Here is a 16,195-nt window from a genome sequence, read left to right as displayed (position 1 = left end):
AGCTGAGAGGACGCCGATGACTCCGACGCCCACCGTCGATCCGGGTGCCAAAAGCCCCGTCGACATCCCCGGTCCGCTCGACGAGCCGTGCCGGTACGGCGTGTACACCGGCATCGAACTCGACCTGCAGGCGGCCGACGCGGTGCCGCAGGCAGCGCGCCTCGGATTGGAGCCGCCTCGGTTCTGTGGTCAGTGCGGCAGGCGGATGGTGGTGCAGGTGCGTCCCGACGGGTGGGATGCACGTTGTTCGCGCCACGGTGTCGTCGATTCGTCGCAACTCGGTCGACGATGATGGCCCAGGTCTATCCGGGCACGCCCGGCAACCCGGTGTCGGTTCGGCGCAAGCACTCGCCTGCACCGCTGGTCGTCGTCGGCGCTGTCGTGCTGCTGCTCGGCGCCGTGTTCGGTGTGGCGTGGGCGGTCACGACCCCGGCGATGACCGGGACTGTGACTGCACAGGGCGCAGCCGTGCCGTCGGAACAGCTTGGTGAGGAATTCGCCGGTGTCGCGGTTTTCGCGTTCTGGATGCTCGCCTACGGTGCGGTCGCGGCGGCGCTCGCATGGTTCGCCGCGCGGTATTGGCGAGGCCTCGTCGGTTATGGCGTGACGTTCGTGACCGCAGTGATCGGCACTGTGATCGCGGGATCTATCGGCACCTGGGTCGCGCATCTGCACTTCCCGGACCCGCACGACGTCGGGATGGGGCAGACCTTCCGTGTGGTTCCCGACCTCGTGCTCGACGGCGCCACGCGCAACGGGTTCTCGGCGCCGTGGATTCTCCTCATCTGTGCACCGTTGACGGTCAGTCTCGTCTATCTGGTGTGTGCGCTCGCCACCAGCGACGCCGACCTCGGTGTGGGCGACGGCGTCGCCGACGACGCAGATCAGTCGCTCACGGTGGGGGTTTGAGCGTCGCGAACTCGTCGGTGACGCGTAACTCGTTGTCGGCGAAGGCGTAGAGCGCGGGCGGGCGCCCACCCGAACGGCCCGTTTTTCCGACGGTCCCGGTGGCCACGACAACGCCGCGCCGGCTGAGGATTCGCAGCAGGTTGGTCGTGTCGACGGGGTAACCCAGTGCGGCACAATAGATTTCGGACAGCTCCGACATCGGGAACCGAGACGGCGCCAACGCGAACGCGATATTCGTGTATGAGAGTTTCCCGGCGAGACGTCGACGCGCCGCGGCGATGATGTCGGCGTGGTCGTGAGCCAGGACGCCAAGGGAATCCACCGGCTCCCATGCCGCGGTGTCGGGCAGGCGTGCAGGCGCATCCGTGGGAACCAGGCCGAGGTACGTCGAGGCGATCGTCCGCCGACCCGGTGTGCGATGAGGTGCCGAGAACACCGAAAGCTGTTCGAGGTGGGCGACCTTGCGGATATCCATCGTGTCGGCGAGCTGACGCCGGGCGGTTTCCGACAGGCTCTCGTCTGCCGCGACCTCGCCACCCGGAAGCGCGAACGGCTCATCGTCGTGCTGCCGCCACAGAAGTACGCACAGTTGCGGTTCGACGTCCGGCGTCGGGCGTCGTACCTGGAAAACCGCGCTCAGGACCTCGACGCCCGCAGTTCCCGCCGACTCGGACGTCGGGCGCCCCGCGTCGTGTGTGACGGCTTCCTGTGCGACCGATTCCGGGGAGGCGGCGCCATCGGAACTGGCGGGAATCGGCGCAGGCATGCGGTCGATTCTAGGGCTCGCTCCGCGAGGCAACCGCGAGGCGCTCCGCGCAGAAACCCGCGAGGCGGTCGACGCACGAACCCGCGACGCGCTCCTCTCAGAGTTCGTCGAGGCTGATCAGGCCATCCTGGATCGCGCGAGCAACCAGCGACGCCTTGGTGCGTGCCGGACGTCCGGCGTCTGCGTACTTCGTCCTAATGCGTGCCAGGTGCGTGTTGACGGTGCCCACCGAGATCATCAACCGCGACGCCGCCACTGACTTGGAGTCGGTGAGGAGCCACGTCCGAAGCACCTCGATCTCCCGAGTGGTCAGGGGTACGCGCGGGTGGCTCAATTCGGCGTCGTGAGGGATGGACTGCCCGCCGGGGCTCACCGAGGCCGACACCACAGGGCGTAGATGGGCGACGTCGGCTGAGCGTCCAGCGGTCGAAGGTGCCATGGGCGGCGGAGTCACGATTCGACGCGCGGCCAGCCTTTCGAGTGCTTCCTGGCGACGTCGGACCGCTTCGAGTGGAGTGGAGAACGATGATCTGCGCGTGGGGATCGAGGGCGCGATGGCCATCGGGGTGGGGGTTGTGGGAGGGGTGCCTTGGCCGGCGCGGGGGCCAATCGTGGAGGTCATCGGGGTATCTCCTGTGATTCTTGTCGAGCAGTGGCGGTGTTGTCGCTGACCTCTTCGACGCTATTGCCGCAGGCGACCACAGAAACGCGTAGTGCGCTACTCGAATTGGAGACCGACGGTACCCACCGGGCATGGTGCTACGATCTAGGTGTTTTCGACCGACAGTCGAAAACCTGTCTCGGAGCACGAACCGCGTTCTCCGGTCGCAGGCTGAAGGAGCGACCCATGAGTATCACCAGCGACCGTTCGGTAGCAGTCACCGAACCTGGTCTGATTGACGCGGTGTGGACAGACGGTCCCACAGGATTCACCGGAGTGGAACCGACCGCGGCGTGGGCAGAAGAGGTTCGTCGACTAGCACGTGCGCGCAATGCGACCATACTCGCGCACAACTATGAGTTACCGGCGATTCAAGATGTTGCAGATCACGTCGGCGACTCGCTCGCGCTCTCCCGGATCGCGGCGGAGGTCGACTCCGACGAAATCGTGTTCTGCGGCGTCCACTTCATGGCCGAGACCGCGAAGATCCTCAGCCCCGACAAGCGCGTCCTGATCCCCGACGCCAGGGCGGGATGTTCGCTCGCCGACTCGATCACCGCCGACGATCTGCGGGCGTGGAAGGTCGAGTACCCCGATGCTGTCGTGGTCTCGTACGTCAACACGACCGCCGAGGTGAAGGGCCTCACCGACATCTGCTGTACGTCGTCGAACGCGGTGGATGTGGTGGCGTCGATCGATCCCGATCGCGACGTCCTCTTCCTGCCCGACCAGTTCCTCGGCGCGCACGTCAAGCGGGAGACCGGCCGCGACAACATTCACATCTGGGCCGGCGAATGCCACGTCCACGCCGGTATCAACGGTGACGAGCTGACCGCCAAGGCCAACTCGCACCCCGACGCCGACCTCTTCATCCACCCCGAGTGCGGGTGCGCGACGTCGGCGCTCTATCTGGCGGGCGAGGGAGCGGTGCCCGACAACCGCGTGAAGATCCTTTCCACCGGCGGAATGATCGACGCTGCTCGGCAGACCGGTGCCAAGCAGGTTCTCGTCGCCACGGAGATCGGCATGCTGCACCAGCTACGTAAGGCCGCGCCAGGTATCGACTTCCAGGCGGTCAACGATCGCGCGTCGTGCCCGTACATGAAGATGATCACGCCGGCTGCGCTGTTGCGTGCGTTGCGTGAGGGTAAGGACGAGGTGTTCGTCGCTGACGATGTCGCCGAGCGCGCACGCAAGAGCGTCGAGCGGATGATCGCGATCGGCAATCCGGGTTCGGGTGAATGAGTCGATGAGCGCGTTCATCGGCCAGCGCGAGGCAGCCGGAGAACTCGACCTGGCGATCACCGACGAGGTGCGGGCGTTGATTCGGACGGCGCTCGACGAGGATCTCCGCTACGGCCCCGACATCACGACCGCGTCGACGGTGCCTGCCGGCGCGACGGTCGACGCGCAGATCGTCAGCCGTGCGCTCGGCGTGGTCGCCGGGCTTCCCGTCGTACTTGCCGTCCTCGACGAGGTCGTCGGTGCCGGTGCGTACGAGGTGACCGCTGCGGTTGCCGACGGAACGAGAGTCGCACCGGGAGACGTGGTGTTGGCGGTGCATGCGCCGACCGCCGCTCTGCTGACCGCGGAGCGCACGGCACTCAACCTCGCGTGCCATCTCTCCGGGATCGCCACCGCGACAGCTCAGTGGGTCGACGCCGTCGACGGAACGTCGGCGAAGATTCGCGACTCACGAAAGACGTTGCCGGGCATGCGCTATCTGCAGAAGTATGCGGTGCGCGCAGGTGGCGGCGTCAATCACCGCATGGGGCTCGGTGACGCCGCGCTGATCAAAGACAATCACGTTGCCGCCGCGGGATCGGTGAGCGCGGCGCTCCGCGCTGTGCGTGCGGCGGCACCCGACCTGCCGGTCGAGGTCGAGGTGGACTCGCTCGATCAACTCGACGAGGTGCTCGACCTCGCACCCCAACTCGTGTTGCTCGACAACTTCGAACTCTGGGCAACCCAGATGGCCGTCTCCCGCCGCAACAACAGGTCGCCGGAGACAAAACTCGAGTCCTCCGGCGGGTTGAGTCTGGACCAGGCCGCCGACTACGCCCGCACGGGCGTCGACTACCTCGCCGTCGGCGCGCTGACGCATTCGGTAACCGCGCTCGACCTCGGACTCGACATTCCTCTCTGAGCGCTGCGGCGTGCAGGCAACGGTTTTGAGATGCACCAGTTCTGAGGTGCAACGGTTCTGAGATGCACTGTGGCCCACAGCGAAAAGGCTGTGGGCCACAGTGTGTCTGGAACCAGTGTGTCTGGAATCAGTGCGCGCTAGTGCGCGTACATCGTTTCGACGGTTACTCCGTGCGCTCGTGACGTCCGGGCTGAGCGTCGGTTTCGCCGACGGCGGCCGTTGAGCGCGCAGTGGCTTCCGGACCGTCGACGAGTTTCGCGAACTCCTCGTCGATGTCGTCCACGTCCGAGTCGCTAGCGTGGCTGTCGCTGGTCCGTCCGCTGTCCACGGTGACCGGAGCTACGTCGAACGACGCGGCGGGGGTGACGTCGATGACTTCCTCACGAACAGCGGCCATCCGCTGTTCGTCGAAGCTCTGCGTCTTGAGTGCGACCTCCTTGATGAACACGATCGCGACGAAGCTGATCGCGGCCATCACACCGGCGATGAAGAAGACGCGCGCGATTGCGTCACCGTAGGAACCGCGGACGATCTCGGCGATCGGTCCCGGCAGATCCTTGAGGTTCGAGAGCCCTGCACCCGACCCGCCGGTCTGAGCGGGATTGACACCCGCTGCCACCAGACCCTTGGTGATCAGGTCGGTGACGTGGGTTGCCAGCACCGCACCGAGAACCGACACGCCTGCCGCGCCTCCGAGCGAGCGGAAGAACGTCACCGTCGACGTCGCTGAACCGAGGTCATCGGGTCCGACGTTGTTCTGCACAGCCATCACGAGGTTCTGCATGGTCATTCCCATGCCGAGTCCGAGAATGAACAGGAACGCTCCGATGACGACCATGTCGGTATGGGCGTCGATGGTCGACAGGAGGAAGAAGCCTGCTGTCATCAGGGCAGCACCGGTGACGAGGAAGCGCTTCCACCGACCGAACCGTGTGATCAGGGCGCCCGAGACCGTTGCGGCGAGCATCGAGCCGATGATCATCGGAAGGGTGAGCAGACCTGCCGCCGTGGGGGAGTAGCCGCGGGCGATCTGGAAGTACTGACCGAGGAACACGGCACCACCGAACAGTGCGACACCCACTGCAACGCTCGCCATTGTGGCGAGAGTCGTCGTGCGGTCACGGAACAACCGCAGCGGGATGATCGGGTCCTTGGCGCGTGATTCGACGAACAATGCACCTGCGATGAGGACGATTCCGAGTGCGACGAGTCCGAACGTCATTCCCGAGAGCCAAGCGAAGCTGTCACCGGCGAGGGTGACCCAGATGAGCAGTGTGCTCACGCCTGCCGCGATCAGGAACGCGCCGAGGTAGTCGATGCGAACGTCCTTGCGGACCGTCGGAAGATTCAGCGTGCGCTGGATGACCAGCAATGCGATCACCGCGAGCGGAACACAGACGTAGAACGTCCAGCGCCAACCGAGCCAGCTGGTGTCGACGATCACGCCACCGATCAGCGGGCCGGCGACCGTCGCGAGCGACATCACGGCTGCGATCGGACCCTGATAGCGGCCGCGTTCGCGTGGGCTGAACATGGATGCGATCACGATGACGACCAGCGCCTGCAGGCCACCGAGTCCGAGGCCCTGGATGACACGGAAACCGATCAGCATGCCGACCGACTGTGAGAGTCCGGCGAGCACCGAGCCGAGGGTGAACAACGCCAACGACGCCTGGACCAGGATCTTCTTGCTCACCAGGTCGGAAAGCTTGCCCCAGATGGGTGTGGTCGCCGTGGATGCGAGGAGAGTCGCCGTGACGACCCAGGTGTACTGACCCTGCGTTCCATGCAGGTCGGTGATGATGACGGGGAGCGCGTTGGACACGATCGTCGACGAGAGAAACGCGACGAACATCCCGAGGAGCAAACCGACGAGTGCTTCGAGCTTTTGTCGATGGGTCATCGGTGCGCCCGCTGCGGAAGCAACCTCCCGCGTGGCGGTTAGAGACATGGGAGAACCTCCTGAGGTGGTGGCTGATCCCGCACGGTCTGCCGAGCGGGAGAGGGATGTCGGGGGCGCGGCGACAATGGCCGGCCGATTGCTGGCTGCAGACACGTCACGCAACCAACTAGTTGAGTGAAGCAACTATAACCATTGATAGTTGTAACGCGCAACTATCTTGAGTATTCCCGGCTCCGGCGGAGTTTCTCGACGCGGCGTTGCGCCGTTATGTCAGCGCCGCGATGTCGGCGCCGGGGCACGCCGCCGATCAGGTCAGGTCGGGTTCGAACTCCGCGTCGTCGACAAGGAGACGATTGAGCAGCCGGGTGAGTGTCCGGATGTCCTCGGGGTCCCATTCGGACAACCGTGCCCGCCAGTCTGCGACCGCCGCATCGGCTACGTGATCTACGCGTGCGCGGCCGGTAGGAGTCAAGGAGACCAGTCGAGCGCGCGCATCATGCGGGTCGGCGTGTCGCTCGGCCAGGCCGAGGCGCACGAGGGCATCGATCTGTCTGCTCACAGTCGACTTCTCGAGTCCGAGCTGCGCGACGAGTGTTGATACCGGCAGAGATCCGTCGGCGCTGGCGAGCATCGCGATCAGGGGATAGTTCGACGGGTCGAGGTGGGGGTCAACCGCACGAGCACGGGTGCGCAGTCGAATCCGTCCCTGCCGCATCAGGTCAGCGAAACCTGTCTCCAGGTCGGTAATCGGGTCATCGGATACGTCGTCGGCGTCCACTGGGTGGTCGGAGCGAGCGTCGCCCATCTGCGGTGAATCCTGTCCGTCGCGGTTCGTCGGATGATGCGCCACAGGTTACCGCGCAGTTGAACATGATTCATGATTCGACTTGGCGTATCGGGGGCGCCGGCGAGGGTGCGGAAGATCCTGGCGAGGGCAGCCGTGCACGACCTGGCGCCGTGGCCTGCCGGGGCTGCACGTCTGCACACTCCGTTCGGGCTGTCCCTCAGGCAACCACGTCTGCCCCGCCACCGTGTGTGGTGGCGGGGTGTAGACGGGTTGCGGCGCAACCGGATTCGACAGTTCGCCCGGGATGGCGGTGGTCAGGCGGCGTCGGCCAGCGGTGGGCCGAGGCTGTCTGGCGGGTCGACGCCGCCGAGCCGGTTGGGGCCGCCTGGTGGGGCCGGGCCCGTTGATGGGTTGGGGTCTGTGGGCGGGTCGGGGTCGAGTTCGAGTGGCCTGGGGAGGTTCCATCGGATGTCGACCCGCCTGCCGAGGCGCCGAGGATCTGCGGAAGGCATTCTATCCGCCAGCGCGAGTTCGACGCCGGTGAGCGTCTGACGTGCCACCTGCGTGCTCGGCGGGTCCGGCACTGAGGACGGCGACACCATCCAGGCGCCCACTGCGTCCGCGACCACCATCTGGTCGCTGGCCGTGTCTGTGACGTTCTCGGCGCCCACTCTGCTGGAGGCTCGCGCGCCGATCTCGGTGACCGTCGCGTCTGTGCTTGTCCCGGTTGCTCGTGCCGCCGCTGCGGCTTGGTTGCTGGTGTGTTCGGCGGCGAGGTAGTCGTGGAAGTCGGCTTTGACGTCGGCGATGCGGTTGATGCGTTCCGGATTCTCCGGCATACCCGGCTTGGCGTTGAGCCGCCACGCGACACGTCCGGTGTCGGGGCCTTCGGTGATCATGCGGGTGGTGAACTGCCCGGGTTTTGTGCCGACTCTCCGGTTGTGCACATCGCACGCCGGGACGAGTTGGTCGATATCGGTCAACCCACCGTCGGCCCAGTCTTTGGCGGCGTGATGCATCTGCACCCGTGATGCGGGCTGGTTGCAGCCGGGTGCCGAACACATCTTCCCGCCCGCCGAAGCAAAGGAGGCGAGTCGTTGTCCGAGTGACGCGATCCGCTTCGACCGACCCAAATACAGCGGGATGCTGGTGTGCTCACCGAACACCGCCAAATACTGGCTCGCCCCGGTGGAGGCGGCCATTTCGATCACATCGCTGATCGGGAGCAGTGTTCCGGACGTGGTCTGTGCGATCCCTGCCTGCTCTTCGAGTTCCTGCAGGCTGGTGGTGACGATCACCTGGATCGGTAATCCGCGATGGGTGTTGCCGAGCATCCCTGATTCAAGTACTTGCTGCAGGAGTGCGGAGAACGCGTCGTGGTTGCGTTGCGCGGGTGAGCGTTCATCACGTAGCGCCGCGGCCGCGACCTGTTCAGCATTCGCCATGGTGATCGGCCCGACCGGCGACTCCGGGTCGTCCGGGTTGTTCATGCCCGGTTTAGCCCACGCATCGAGCACCGTGTCGAGCCGGGCGCGGGCGATCGGATCCAAATCGGCAGTCAACCGCGACATCAACTGAGCGTTCTGCCGGTTCACCCACAGGCGACGTCGACGTTTACGGTCCTTCGAGGTGGTCAGCGTCCCATCCGGATCCAGGTGCGCCAACAATCGTGAACCCAAATTGGTGATCTCGGCAGGGGTGAATTGGACCGCGTAGCCGGCCATCTGTGCTTCGGCCGCCGCTTTCGTCTCGGCCGACACCTCACCGGGGATCGCCTCCAAAACCTCCAACACCGCCCGCACGTGCGCGCCCGCGACCCGACCCTCCGCCACATAGCCGGCCAACGTTGGGCATGCGGGTGGTAGTCGGTCGCCGCAGATCGTGGTGAACGAGCCGGTCGCCGCGATCACCCGATGCCGCGCGGCGGGGTCACCGATGTGCAGACCCTGCCCAATGAAATTGCGGATGTCGCGGAAACCCGACGCGCGGGGTAGGTCGCGGTCGGAGGCCTCCACAATCAAGCGATCGGTGACCGCACCCGCGGTCCGCAACGCCAACCGTTCTGCCTCAACGGTGGCTTCGACCAGCGCGGCATCGGATACCAGCGACACATCGACGGCAGCCAACTCATCCAGCACCGCGGCAAGCCGTGACAGCTTTTCCGCCACCACCGCATCCGCCGATCCCACCGCAGCAGTCGCCAAAGCCAAAGGTGCACGGCCATTCTCGCTGTTGTTGCGATTGCTGTTGCTGTTCACGTGCCGCCACCCCCGCCCCGCGTCGTGTCGAATATGTGTTCTACATTACCCGACAATACCGACACCGTCCAGGAATAATCGAAGAAACTTTCGACGGATCGTGATCGGGTCACCGAGGCTGGATGACTATGCGACTGCCTCCGCGCCTTACTGCCGCGTTGGTCCTGACAGACCGCATTCGGAAACCGGTGGTGCCGCCACATATCCTGGACACATCAACCCGACCGATCAGGAGACACCCATGCTCGCCCGAACCGACCTGCGCGGTAGCTCGCCGACGCTCGCTGAGCTGCGTCGCGCGTTGCCCCGTGGGGGCACCGACGTCAACGCCGTGCTGGATACGGTGACGCCGGTGGTGCATGCGATCGCCGATCGCGGCGTCGAGGCAGCACTCGAGTACGGCGAGAAGTTCGACGGCGTTCGTCCGTCGAGTGTTCGGGTTCCCGCCGATGTGATCGCGGATGCCCTGGCGAAACTCGATCCGGCCGTCGCTGATGCGCTGCGTGAGTCGATCACTCGCGCTCGGCTCGTCCATGCCGATCAGCGTCGTACGACGTCGCGCACACAGGTCGTCGACGGGGGAGCCGTCAGCGAAAAGTGGATTCCCGTCAGGCGTGTTGGCCTGTACGTACCCGGCGGCAATGCTGTCTACCCGTCGTCGGTCATCATGAACGTCGTTCCCGCGCAGGAGGCGGGCGTCGGGTCGCTCGTCGTTGCGTCGCCCCCGCAGAAGGACTTCGGCGGTTGGCCACACCCGACCATCCTCGCCGCGTGCGCTCTTCTCGGCGTCGACGAGGTCTGGGCCGTCGGTGGCGCGCAAGGCGTCGCGCTCCTTACCTATGGCGGTACGGATACCGACGGTGCGGTCCTCGACCCGGTCGACCTCATCACCGGTCCCGGCAACATCTACGTCACGGCAGCCAAGCGCCTGTGTCGCGGACTCGTCGGCATCGATGCCGAGGCCGGTCCCACCGAGATCGCCATCCTCGCCGACGATTCGGCAAACCCGGCCTTCGTCGCCGCAGACCTCATCAGCCAGGCCGAGCACGACGTCCTCGCGGCGTCGGTGCTCGTGACCGACAGCGTCGCCCTGGCCGACGCCGTCGACGCAGAACTCGACCGCCAGATCGCCGAGACCAAACACCGTGAACGGGTCACCACGGCGCTCAGCGGCAAGCAGTCGGGTGTCGTGCTCGTCGACGACGTCGAGGCCGGTCTTGCCGTGGTCGACGCCTACGCGGCAGAGCACCTCGAGATCCAGACGCGCGACGCCGCGCAGGTCGCCGATCGCGTGCACAACGCCGGCGCGATCTTCGTCGGCGACTTCGCGCCGGTCAGCCTCGGAGACTATTGCGCGGGATCGAATCACGTTCTGCCGACGTCGGGTTCGGCTCGGTTCGCGTCGGGTCTCTCGGTACAGACCTTCCTGCGTGGCGTGCACGTCATCGACTACGACGAGGCGGCGCTGCGCGACGTCTCCGCCCAGGTGGTCACCTTGGCGCAGGCCGAAGACCTTCCGGCACACGGCAATGCGATCACCCGCAGGTTCTCGGGGGCTGTCGCCGAGGCAGCAAAGTGACGCCCGCAGCTACAGGCGCTCAAGTACCCGGAGTCCAGATTCCCGGAGCTCGGATCACCGTCGACGATCTTCCGCTCCGCGACAACCTGCGCGGCAAAAGCGCTTATGGCGCACCGCAATTGAAGGTTCCTGTCGTTCTCAACACCAACGAGAACCCGCACCCGCCGTCTCCGGAGCTGATCGCCGACGTCGCTGAATCGGTCGGCGCCGCTGCGGCCGAGCTGCACCGTTACCCGGACCGTGACGCTGTCGCGCTGCGTAGCGACCTCGCCGCCTACCTCAGCGCCGCCACCGGAACCCACCTCGGCGTCGAAAACGTCTGGGCGGCAAACGGTTCCAACGAGATTCTGCAGCAACTCCTGCAGGCGTTCGGCGGGCTCGGCCGTGCGGCGCTGGGCTTCGTGCCCAGCTACTCGATGCATCCGATCATCTCGGACGGCACCGACACCACCTGGCTCGAAGCCAAGCGCAGCGCCGATTTCTCTCTCGACATCGACTACGCGGTCGGCGAGATCTCCACACGACGCCCCGACATCGTGTTCGTGACCTCTCCCAACAACCCGACGGGCGCGTCGATCTCGAATGACGGTCTCCGGGCGATCGTCGACGCCGCGCCGGGCATCGTGATCGTCGACGAGGCGTACGCGGAGTTCTCCGAGCAGCGCAGCGCCGTCGAGTTGATCGACGAGTTCCCGACAAAGGTCGTCGTCAGCCGGACGATGAGCAAGGCGTTCGCCTTCGCGGGCGGTCGGCTCGGTTACCTTGCGGCGTCGCCCGCGATCGTCGACGCCCTGCAACTGGTGCGGCTGCCGTATCACCTGTCCGTGCTCACGCAGGCCGCTGCGCGAGCGGCGCTGCGCCACGCCGACGAGACGCTCGGCGGAGTCGCGAAGATCATCGCCGAGCGCAAACGCGTCGTCGCAGAGCTCGAGAAGGCGGGATTCGACGTCGTCGACTCCGACGCCAACTTCGTACTGTTCGGACGCTTCGCCGACGCCCCGGCATCGTGGCAGCGCTACCTCGACAACGGCGTGTTGATCCGCGACGTCGGAATTCCCGCGCATCTCCGTGTCACGATCGGATTGGCTGACGAGAACGACGCGTTCCTCGACGTCAGCCGGAAGCTCGCCACCACAGATCTGGAGAAGTCACAGTGACCACCCCGGCACCGCGTATCGCACGCGTCGAACGGACGACCAAGGAGTCGTCGATCGTCGTCGAACTCAACCTCGACGGCACCGGCGTCACAGCGATCTCGACGGGCATCCCGTTCTTCGACCACATGTTGACCGCCTTCGGCGCACACGGCAGCTTCGACCTGACCGTCGAGGCGAAGGGCGACGTCGAGGTCGAGGGACACCACACCATCGAAGACACCGCGATCGTGCTCGGTCAGGCACTTGGTCAGGCTCTCGGCGACAAGAAGGGAATTCGACGCTTCGGCGACTCGTACATCCCGATGGACGAGACGCTCGCACACGCCGTCGTCGATGTGTCGGGCCGTCCGTACTGTGTCCACACCGGCGAGCCCGAGCACATGTTGACCGCCGTCATCGGCGGCTACCCCGGCGTGCCCTACTCGACGGTGATCAACCGGCACGTCTTCGAGTCCATCGCGCTCAACGCGCGTATCGCCCTGCACGTGCGCGTGCTCTACGGCCGCGATCAGCACCACATCACCGAGGCCGAATTCAAGGCGGTCGCCCGCGCGCTTCGTGCGGCGACCGAGGCCGATCCGAGAGTCAGTGGAGTGCCATCCACCAAGGGCGCTCTATGAGTGCGACGAACATCGTCGTCCTCGACTACGGCTCGGGCAATCTACGTTCCGCGCAGCGCGCACTGGAGCGCACCGGCGCCGACGTCACCGTGACCAGCGACTTCACCGCTGCGCTTGAAGCCGACGGGCTGGTCGTGCCGGGCGTCGGTGCGTTCGCGGCCTGCATGGACGGGTTGCGCGCGGTCCACGGCGACCGGATCATCGGCCGACGCCTCGCCGGCGGACGCCCGGTGCTCGGCATCTGTGTCGGCATGCAGATCCTGTTCGAGCGCGGCGTCGAATTCGGTGTCGAGGCCGACGGATGTGGCGAATGGCCGGGAACGGTCTCGCGGCTCGACGCTCCAGTGCTGCCGCACATGGGGTGGAACACCGTCGACGCCCCGACCGACTCGACGCTCTTCAAGGGAATCGACCCGGCAACCCGCTTCTACTTCGTGCACTCGTACGCGGCGCAGACGTGGGAGATGGACAACGTCGGATCGCCACTCGCCGCACCGGCCCTGACGTGGGCCGAGCACGGCAGCCGCTTTTTGGCGGCGGTCGAGAACGGCGCATTGAGTGCCACACAGTTCCACCCGGAGAAGTCGGGGGACGCGGGCGCCGAACTGCTGCGCAACTGGGTCGGGAGCATCGCATGAGCCGGTCCGACGGTGTGCCCGAGCGCCCACACTTCTCCTACGGGCGGTTCGTGACGCTCGTCTTGGGTTCTGGGGTTCTCGTGCTGGTGATCGGCATTCCGATCATCCTGGCGCTGGCACACTGGTCACCGATCGCAGGCTTGGTCGCTGCGCTGCTCGTGGTGCTCGCGATGATCGGGACGATCGGCTGGATGTCGCGTCGGATCATCGGTAACTACGAGCGCAAGGTTCGCGCCCTCGACGACGGAAACTCAAGCCCCTGACCTGACGCGCGGCCGCGAACACCGCAAGACCAGTCCGAGAACAACAGACCGTACGAGACACACAGACCCGTACGAGAACAACAGACAGGAAAGACCTCACGTCATGGGGAAGACCCTCGAACTCCTACCAGCTGTCGATGTTGCCGATGGACAGGCCGTTCGGCTCGTCCGGGGTGCGGCAGGCACCGAAACCGCCTACGGTTCGCCCCGCGACGCCGCGCTGGCATGGCAACGCGATGGTGCCGAGTGGATTCACCTCGTCGACCTCGACGCCGCTTTCGGTCGGGGCAACAACCGCGAACTGCTCGCCGGTGTGGTGGGCGAGCTCGACGTGAAGGTCGAGTTGTCCGGCGGAATCCGCGACGACGAGTCCCTCGAGGCCGCACTCGCGACAGGTTGCACTCGCGTCAATCTCGGTACGGCCGCACTCGAAAACCCTGAGTGGTGCAGGCGTGCGATCGCCAACTACGGCGACCGCATCGCTGTCGGACTCGACGTCGTCGCAGACGGTGACTCGTATCGACTGCGTGGTCGGGGATGGGTCACCGACGGCGGCGACCTGTGGGAGGTCCTCGCCCGACTCGACGGCGACGGCTGCGCCCGTTATGTCGTCACCGACGTGAGCAAGGACGGCACGCTCGGTGGGCCGAATCTCGAGCTGCTGTCCGAGGTCACCAAGGCGACCGACGCACCCGTCGTCGCATCGGGTGGAGTGTCGGCTCTCGGTGATCTCATCGCCATCGCGAGCCTCACCGACCAGGGCGTCGAGGGTGCGATCGTCGGCAAGGCTCTCTACGCGGGGCGATTCACCCTGCCCGACGCTTTGGCGGCGGTCGGTAACCTGTGACAACCGGTTCCGGCCTGGATCTGCCCGCACTCCTCGAGGTTGCGGGCAGCATTCTCGACGGTGTCTCCGGGGAGTTCGTCGCCGGGCTCGGCGCGCCGAGCGCCGTCGTGAAGGGCGCGACCGACTTCGCGACCCAGGTCGATCTCGACCTCGAACAACGCATTCGACAACAACTCACCGACCGGACCGGAATCGACGTGCACGGCGAAGAATTCGGTGGACCACCGGTGACCGATGGCGCTGTATGGGTTCTCGATCCGGTCGACGGGACGTACAACTTTTCGACGGGCATGCCGCTCACCGGCATCCTGCTCGGACTGCTCGTCGACGGTGAGGCGGTACTCGGTCTCACGTGGCTGCCGCTGACCGGAACCCGCTACGCCGGTTACGTGGGAGGTCCGCTGTACCGCAACGGCGTTCCGATGGCCGCACACCCTCCGACAACGCTCGCCCAGACAGCCGTCGCGTTCGGGCCGTTCAACGTCAGTCATGGTGGTCGCTACCCGGGGGTGCGACGAGCTCAACTGCTCGAAGCGCTGAGCGTGCGAGCGGCCCGACTGCGTATGACGGGCAGCACAGGCGTCGACATGGCATACGTAGCTGCCGGAATCTTCGGTGCCGCAATAGCTTTCGGTGCACACGCCTGGGACAACGCCGCCGGGGCCGCCCTGGTGCGTGCCGCCGGTGGGATGGCGACCGACCTCGCGGGGAACCCGTGGACGGCGTCGTCACCGTCGCTGGTGACCGCGATGCCCGACGTGCACCGCGAGTTGATGGCCGTGATCGACGACGTCGGCGGGTGGTCCGGCGGCGACTTCACCAGCACCGACAGCCCCGGCACAGACGACAGGACTTCTCGATGACCCTCGCAACACGCGTGATCCCGTGCCTCGATGTGGACGACGGCCGGGTCGTCAAGGGCGTCAATTTCCAGAACCTCCGCGACGCGGGCGACCCCGTCGAGCTGGCCGCCCGGTACGACGCCGAGGGCGCAGACGAGTTGACCTTCCTCGACGTCACCGCGTCTAGTTCTGGACGCGCCACGATGATCGACGTGGTGCACCGCACCGCCGACGCGATCTTCATCCCGCTGACCGTCGGAGGTGGCATCCGCACAGTCGACGACGTGGACGCGATGCTGCGCGCAGGCGCCGACAAGGTGAGCGTCAACACCGCGGCGATCTCGCGCCCTGAGGTGCTCGCCGAGATGAGTCGGCGGTATGGGTCGCAATGCATCGTGCTCTCGGTCGATGCCCGAACGGTTCCCGACGACGCCGAGCCGACGCCGTCCGGGTGGGAGGTCACCACCCACGGCGGACGCAAGGGCACCGGAATCGACGCCGTCGAGTGGGCGCAGCGCGGTCAGGAGCTCGGCGTCGGCGAGATCCTGCTGAACTCGATGGACGCCGATGGCACCAAGCAGGGTTTCGATCTGCGGATGCTCGCCGCGGTCCGCGCGGTGGTCGACGTCCCGGTGATCGCCAGTGGTGGAGCAGGCAAGGCCGCAGACTTCGCGCCCGCAGTGCTGGCGGGAGCCGACGCAGTGCTCGCCGCATCGGTGTTCCACTTCGGCGAGCTCACGATCCCAGAGGTCAAGGGTGCGATGGCAGCAGAAGGCATCGTCGTACGCACCGAACGCGACACAGAAGGGCAGGTCTGAT

Annotated in this window: 17 protein-coding genes; 12 read left to right on the top strand and 5 right to left on the bottom strand. The window is 66.1% G+C overall.

Features of this window, described 5'->3' with window-relative positions:
* Positions 1-16 precede the first annotated feature (16 nt).
* Positions 17-292, top strand: a complete 276-nt coding sequence (gene bsaP / locus RND64_RS13020; protein ID WP_049698205.1) for a biotin synthase auxiliary protein BsaP — start codon at positions 17-19, stop codon at positions 290-292.
* Positions 289-909: a DUF2567 domain-containing protein gene (locus RND64_RS13015; protein ID WP_235434300.1), complete on the top strand. Its 621-nt coding sequence runs from the start codon at positions 289-291 to the stop codon at positions 907-909. Before bsaP ends, RND64_RS13015 begins: the two co-directional genes overlap by 4 nt.
* Here the strand turns inward: RND64_RS13015 and RND64_RS13010 are convergent.
* Together RND64_RS13010 and RND64_RS13005 are read right to left on the bottom strand one after the other, a co-directional pair.
* Positions 893-1,675, bottom strand: coding sequence for an NUDIX hydrolase (locus RND64_RS13010; protein WP_049698203.1), 783 nt, complete (start codon positions 1,673-1,675; stop codon positions 893-895). The two genes, RND64_RS13015 and RND64_RS13010, sit on opposite strands and share 17 nt — an antisense overlap.
* 97 nt (positions 1,676-1,772) lie before the next feature.
* Positions 1,773-2,297, bottom strand: a complete 525-nt coding sequence (locus tag RND64_RS13005) for a response regulator transcription factor (protein WP_049698202.1) — start codon at positions 2,295-2,297, stop codon at positions 1,773-1,775.
* 225 nt (positions 2,298-2,522) lie between these two features.
* Between RND64_RS13005 and nadA the strand changes: the two genes are divergently transcribed.
* Positions 2,523-3,581 carry a quinolinate synthase NadA gene (gene nadA / locus RND64_RS13000; protein ID WP_049698564.1) on the top strand — a complete coding sequence of 353 codons (1,059 nt, stop codon included), beginning with the start codon at positions 2,523-2,525 and terminating at the stop codon, positions 3,579-3,581.
* 4 nt (positions 3,582-3,585) lie between these two features.
* Positions 3,586-4,482 carry a carboxylating nicotinate-nucleotide diphosphorylase gene (nadC, locus tag RND64_RS12995; protein ID WP_049698563.1) on the top strand — a complete coding sequence of 299 codons (897 nt, stop codon included), beginning with the start codon at positions 3,586-3,588 and terminating at the stop codon, positions 4,480-4,482.
* Between the two features lie 163 nt (positions 4,483-4,645).
* On the opposite strand, the gene RND64_RS12990 is transcribed toward nadC, so the two are convergent.
* The 3 genes from RND64_RS12990 to RND64_RS12980 form a co-directional block, all read right to left on the bottom strand.
* Positions 4,646-6,433, bottom strand: coding sequence for an MDR family MFS transporter (locus RND64_RS12990; RefSeq protein ID WP_197494590.1), 1,788 nt, complete (start codon positions 6,431-6,433; stop codon positions 4,646-4,648).
* Positions 6,434-6,692: 259 nt separating this feature from the next.
* Positions 6,693-7,190, bottom strand: coding sequence for a MarR family winged helix-turn-helix transcriptional regulator (locus RND64_RS12985; protein WP_049698562.1), 498 nt, complete (start codon positions 7,188-7,190; stop codon positions 6,693-6,695).
* Positions 7,191-7,486: 296 nt separating this feature from the next.
* Positions 7,487-9,430 (bottom strand): HNH endonuclease signature motif containing protein, encoded by a 1,944-nt coding sequence (locus RND64_RS12980; protein WP_082943102.1) that lies wholly within the window; start codon positions 9,428-9,430, stop codon positions 7,487-7,489.
* Between the two features lie 241 nt (positions 9,431-9,671).
* Here RND64_RS12980 and hisD point away from each other — a divergent pair, with 241 nt between their 5' ends.
* The 8 genes from hisD (at position 9,672) to hisF (ending at position 16,194) form a co-directional block, all read left to right on the top strand.
* Positions 9,672-11,009, top strand: coding sequence for a histidinol dehydrogenase (gene hisD / locus RND64_RS12975; protein ID WP_049698200.1), 1,338 nt, complete (start codon positions 9,672-9,674; stop codon positions 11,007-11,009).
* Complete coding sequence (locus tag RND64_RS12970) at positions 11,006-12,166, top strand: histidinol-phosphate transaminase (protein WP_331436080.1); 1,161 nt, start codon at positions 11,006-11,008, stop codon at positions 12,164-12,166. The genes hisD and RND64_RS12970 overlap by 4 nt, the downstream gene beginning before the upstream one ends.
* Complete coding sequence (gene hisB / locus RND64_RS12965; RefSeq protein WP_005208453.1) at positions 12,163-12,786, top strand: imidazoleglycerol-phosphate dehydratase HisB; 624 nt, start codon at positions 12,163-12,165, stop codon at positions 12,784-12,786. Before RND64_RS12970 ends, hisB begins: the two co-directional genes overlap by 4 nt.
* Positions 12,783-13,424 carry an imidazole glycerol phosphate synthase subunit HisH gene (hisH, locus tag RND64_RS12960; RefSeq protein ID WP_049698198.1) on the top strand — a complete coding sequence of 214 codons (642 nt, stop codon included), beginning with the start codon at positions 12,783-12,785 and terminating at the stop codon, positions 13,422-13,424. The genes hisB and hisH overlap by 4 nt, the downstream gene beginning before the upstream one ends.
* Positions 13,421-13,687 (top strand): hypothetical protein, encoded by a 267-nt coding sequence (locus RND64_RS12955; protein WP_331436079.1) that lies wholly within the window; start codon positions 13,421-13,423, stop codon positions 13,685-13,687. Before hisH ends, RND64_RS12955 begins: the two co-directional genes overlap by 4 nt.
* 103 nt (positions 13,688-13,790) lie before the next feature.
* Positions 13,791-14,534: a bifunctional 1-(5-phosphoribosyl)-5-((5-phosphoribosylamino)methylideneamino)imidazole-4-carboxamide isomerase/phosphoribosylanthranilate isomerase PriA gene (gene priA / locus RND64_RS12950; RefSeq protein ID WP_049698196.1), complete on the top strand. Its 744-nt coding sequence runs from the start codon at positions 13,791-13,793 to the stop codon at positions 14,532-14,534.
* Entirely contained in the window at positions 14,531-15,397 is an 867-nt protein-coding gene (locus RND64_RS12945; protein WP_331436078.1) for an inositol monophosphatase family protein, read from the top strand. Before priA ends, RND64_RS12945 begins: the two co-directional genes overlap by 4 nt.
* On the top strand, positions 15,394-16,194 hold the full coding sequence (gene hisF / locus RND64_RS12940; protein WP_267625419.1) for an imidazole glycerol phosphate synthase subunit HisF: 801 nt from the start codon (positions 15,394-15,396) through the stop codon (positions 16,192-16,194). Before RND64_RS12945 ends, hisF begins: the two co-directional genes overlap by 4 nt.
* Position 16,195 lies beyond the last annotated feature (1 nt).

The sequence above is a fragment of the Gordonia sp. w5E2 genome (assembly GCF_036540975.1).
In the GTDB taxonomy this organism is placed as follows: Bacteria; Actinomycetota; Actinomycetes; order Mycobacteriales; family Mycobacteriaceae; genus Gordonia; species Gordonia jacobaea.
Note: the sequence above shows the minus strand (reverse complement) of the source record. Positions and strands in the feature narration are given on the sequence as shown.

Coding starts and splice junctions, on each gene's coding strand:
- hisF (WP_267625419.1), top strand. CDS start 15,394: ATGACCCTCGCAACACGCGTGATCCCGTGCCTCGATGTGGACGACGGC.
- hisH (WP_049698198.1), top strand. CDS start 12,783: ATGAGTGCGACGAACATCGTCGTCCTCGACTACGGCTCGGGCAATCTA.
- RND64_RS13005 (WP_049698202.1), bottom strand. CDS start 2,297: ATGACCTCCACGATTGGCCCCCGCGCCGGCCAAGGCACCCCTCCCACA.
- nadC (WP_049698563.1), top strand. CDS start 3,586: ATGAGCGCGTTCATCGGCCAGCGCGAGGCAGCCGGAGAACTCGACCTG.
- hisD (WP_049698200.1), top strand. CDS start 9,672: ATGCTCGCCCGAACCGACCTGCGCGGTAGCTCGCCGACGCTCGCTGAG.
- RND64_RS12985 (WP_049698562.1), bottom strand. CDS start 7,190: ATGGGCGACGCTCGCTCCGACCACCCAGTGGACGCCGACGACGTATCC.
- RND64_RS13015 (WP_235434300.1), top strand. CDS start 289: ATGATGGCCCAGGTCTATCCGGGCACGCCCGGCAACCCGGTGTCGGTT.
- bsaP (WP_049698205.1), top strand. CDS start 17: ATGACTCCGACGCCCACCGTCGATCCGGGTGCCAAAAGCCCCGTCGAC.
- RND64_RS12955 (WP_331436079.1), top strand. CDS start 13,421: ATGAGCCGGTCCGACGGTGTGCCCGAGCGCCCACACTTCTCCTACGGG.
- RND64_RS13010 (WP_049698203.1), bottom strand. CDS start 1,675: ATGCCTGCGCCGATTCCCGCCAGTTCCGATGGCGCCGCCTCCCCGGAA.
- RND64_RS12990 (WP_197494590.1), bottom strand. CDS start 6,433: ATGTCTCTAACCGCCACGCGGGAGGTTGCTTCCGCAGCGGGCGCACCG.
- nadA (WP_049698564.1), top strand. CDS start 2,523: ATGAGTATCACCAGCGACCGTTCGGTAGCAGTCACCGAACCTGGTCTG.
- priA (WP_049698196.1), top strand. CDS start 13,791: ATGGGGAAGACCCTCGAACTCCTACCAGCTGTCGATGTTGCCGATGGA.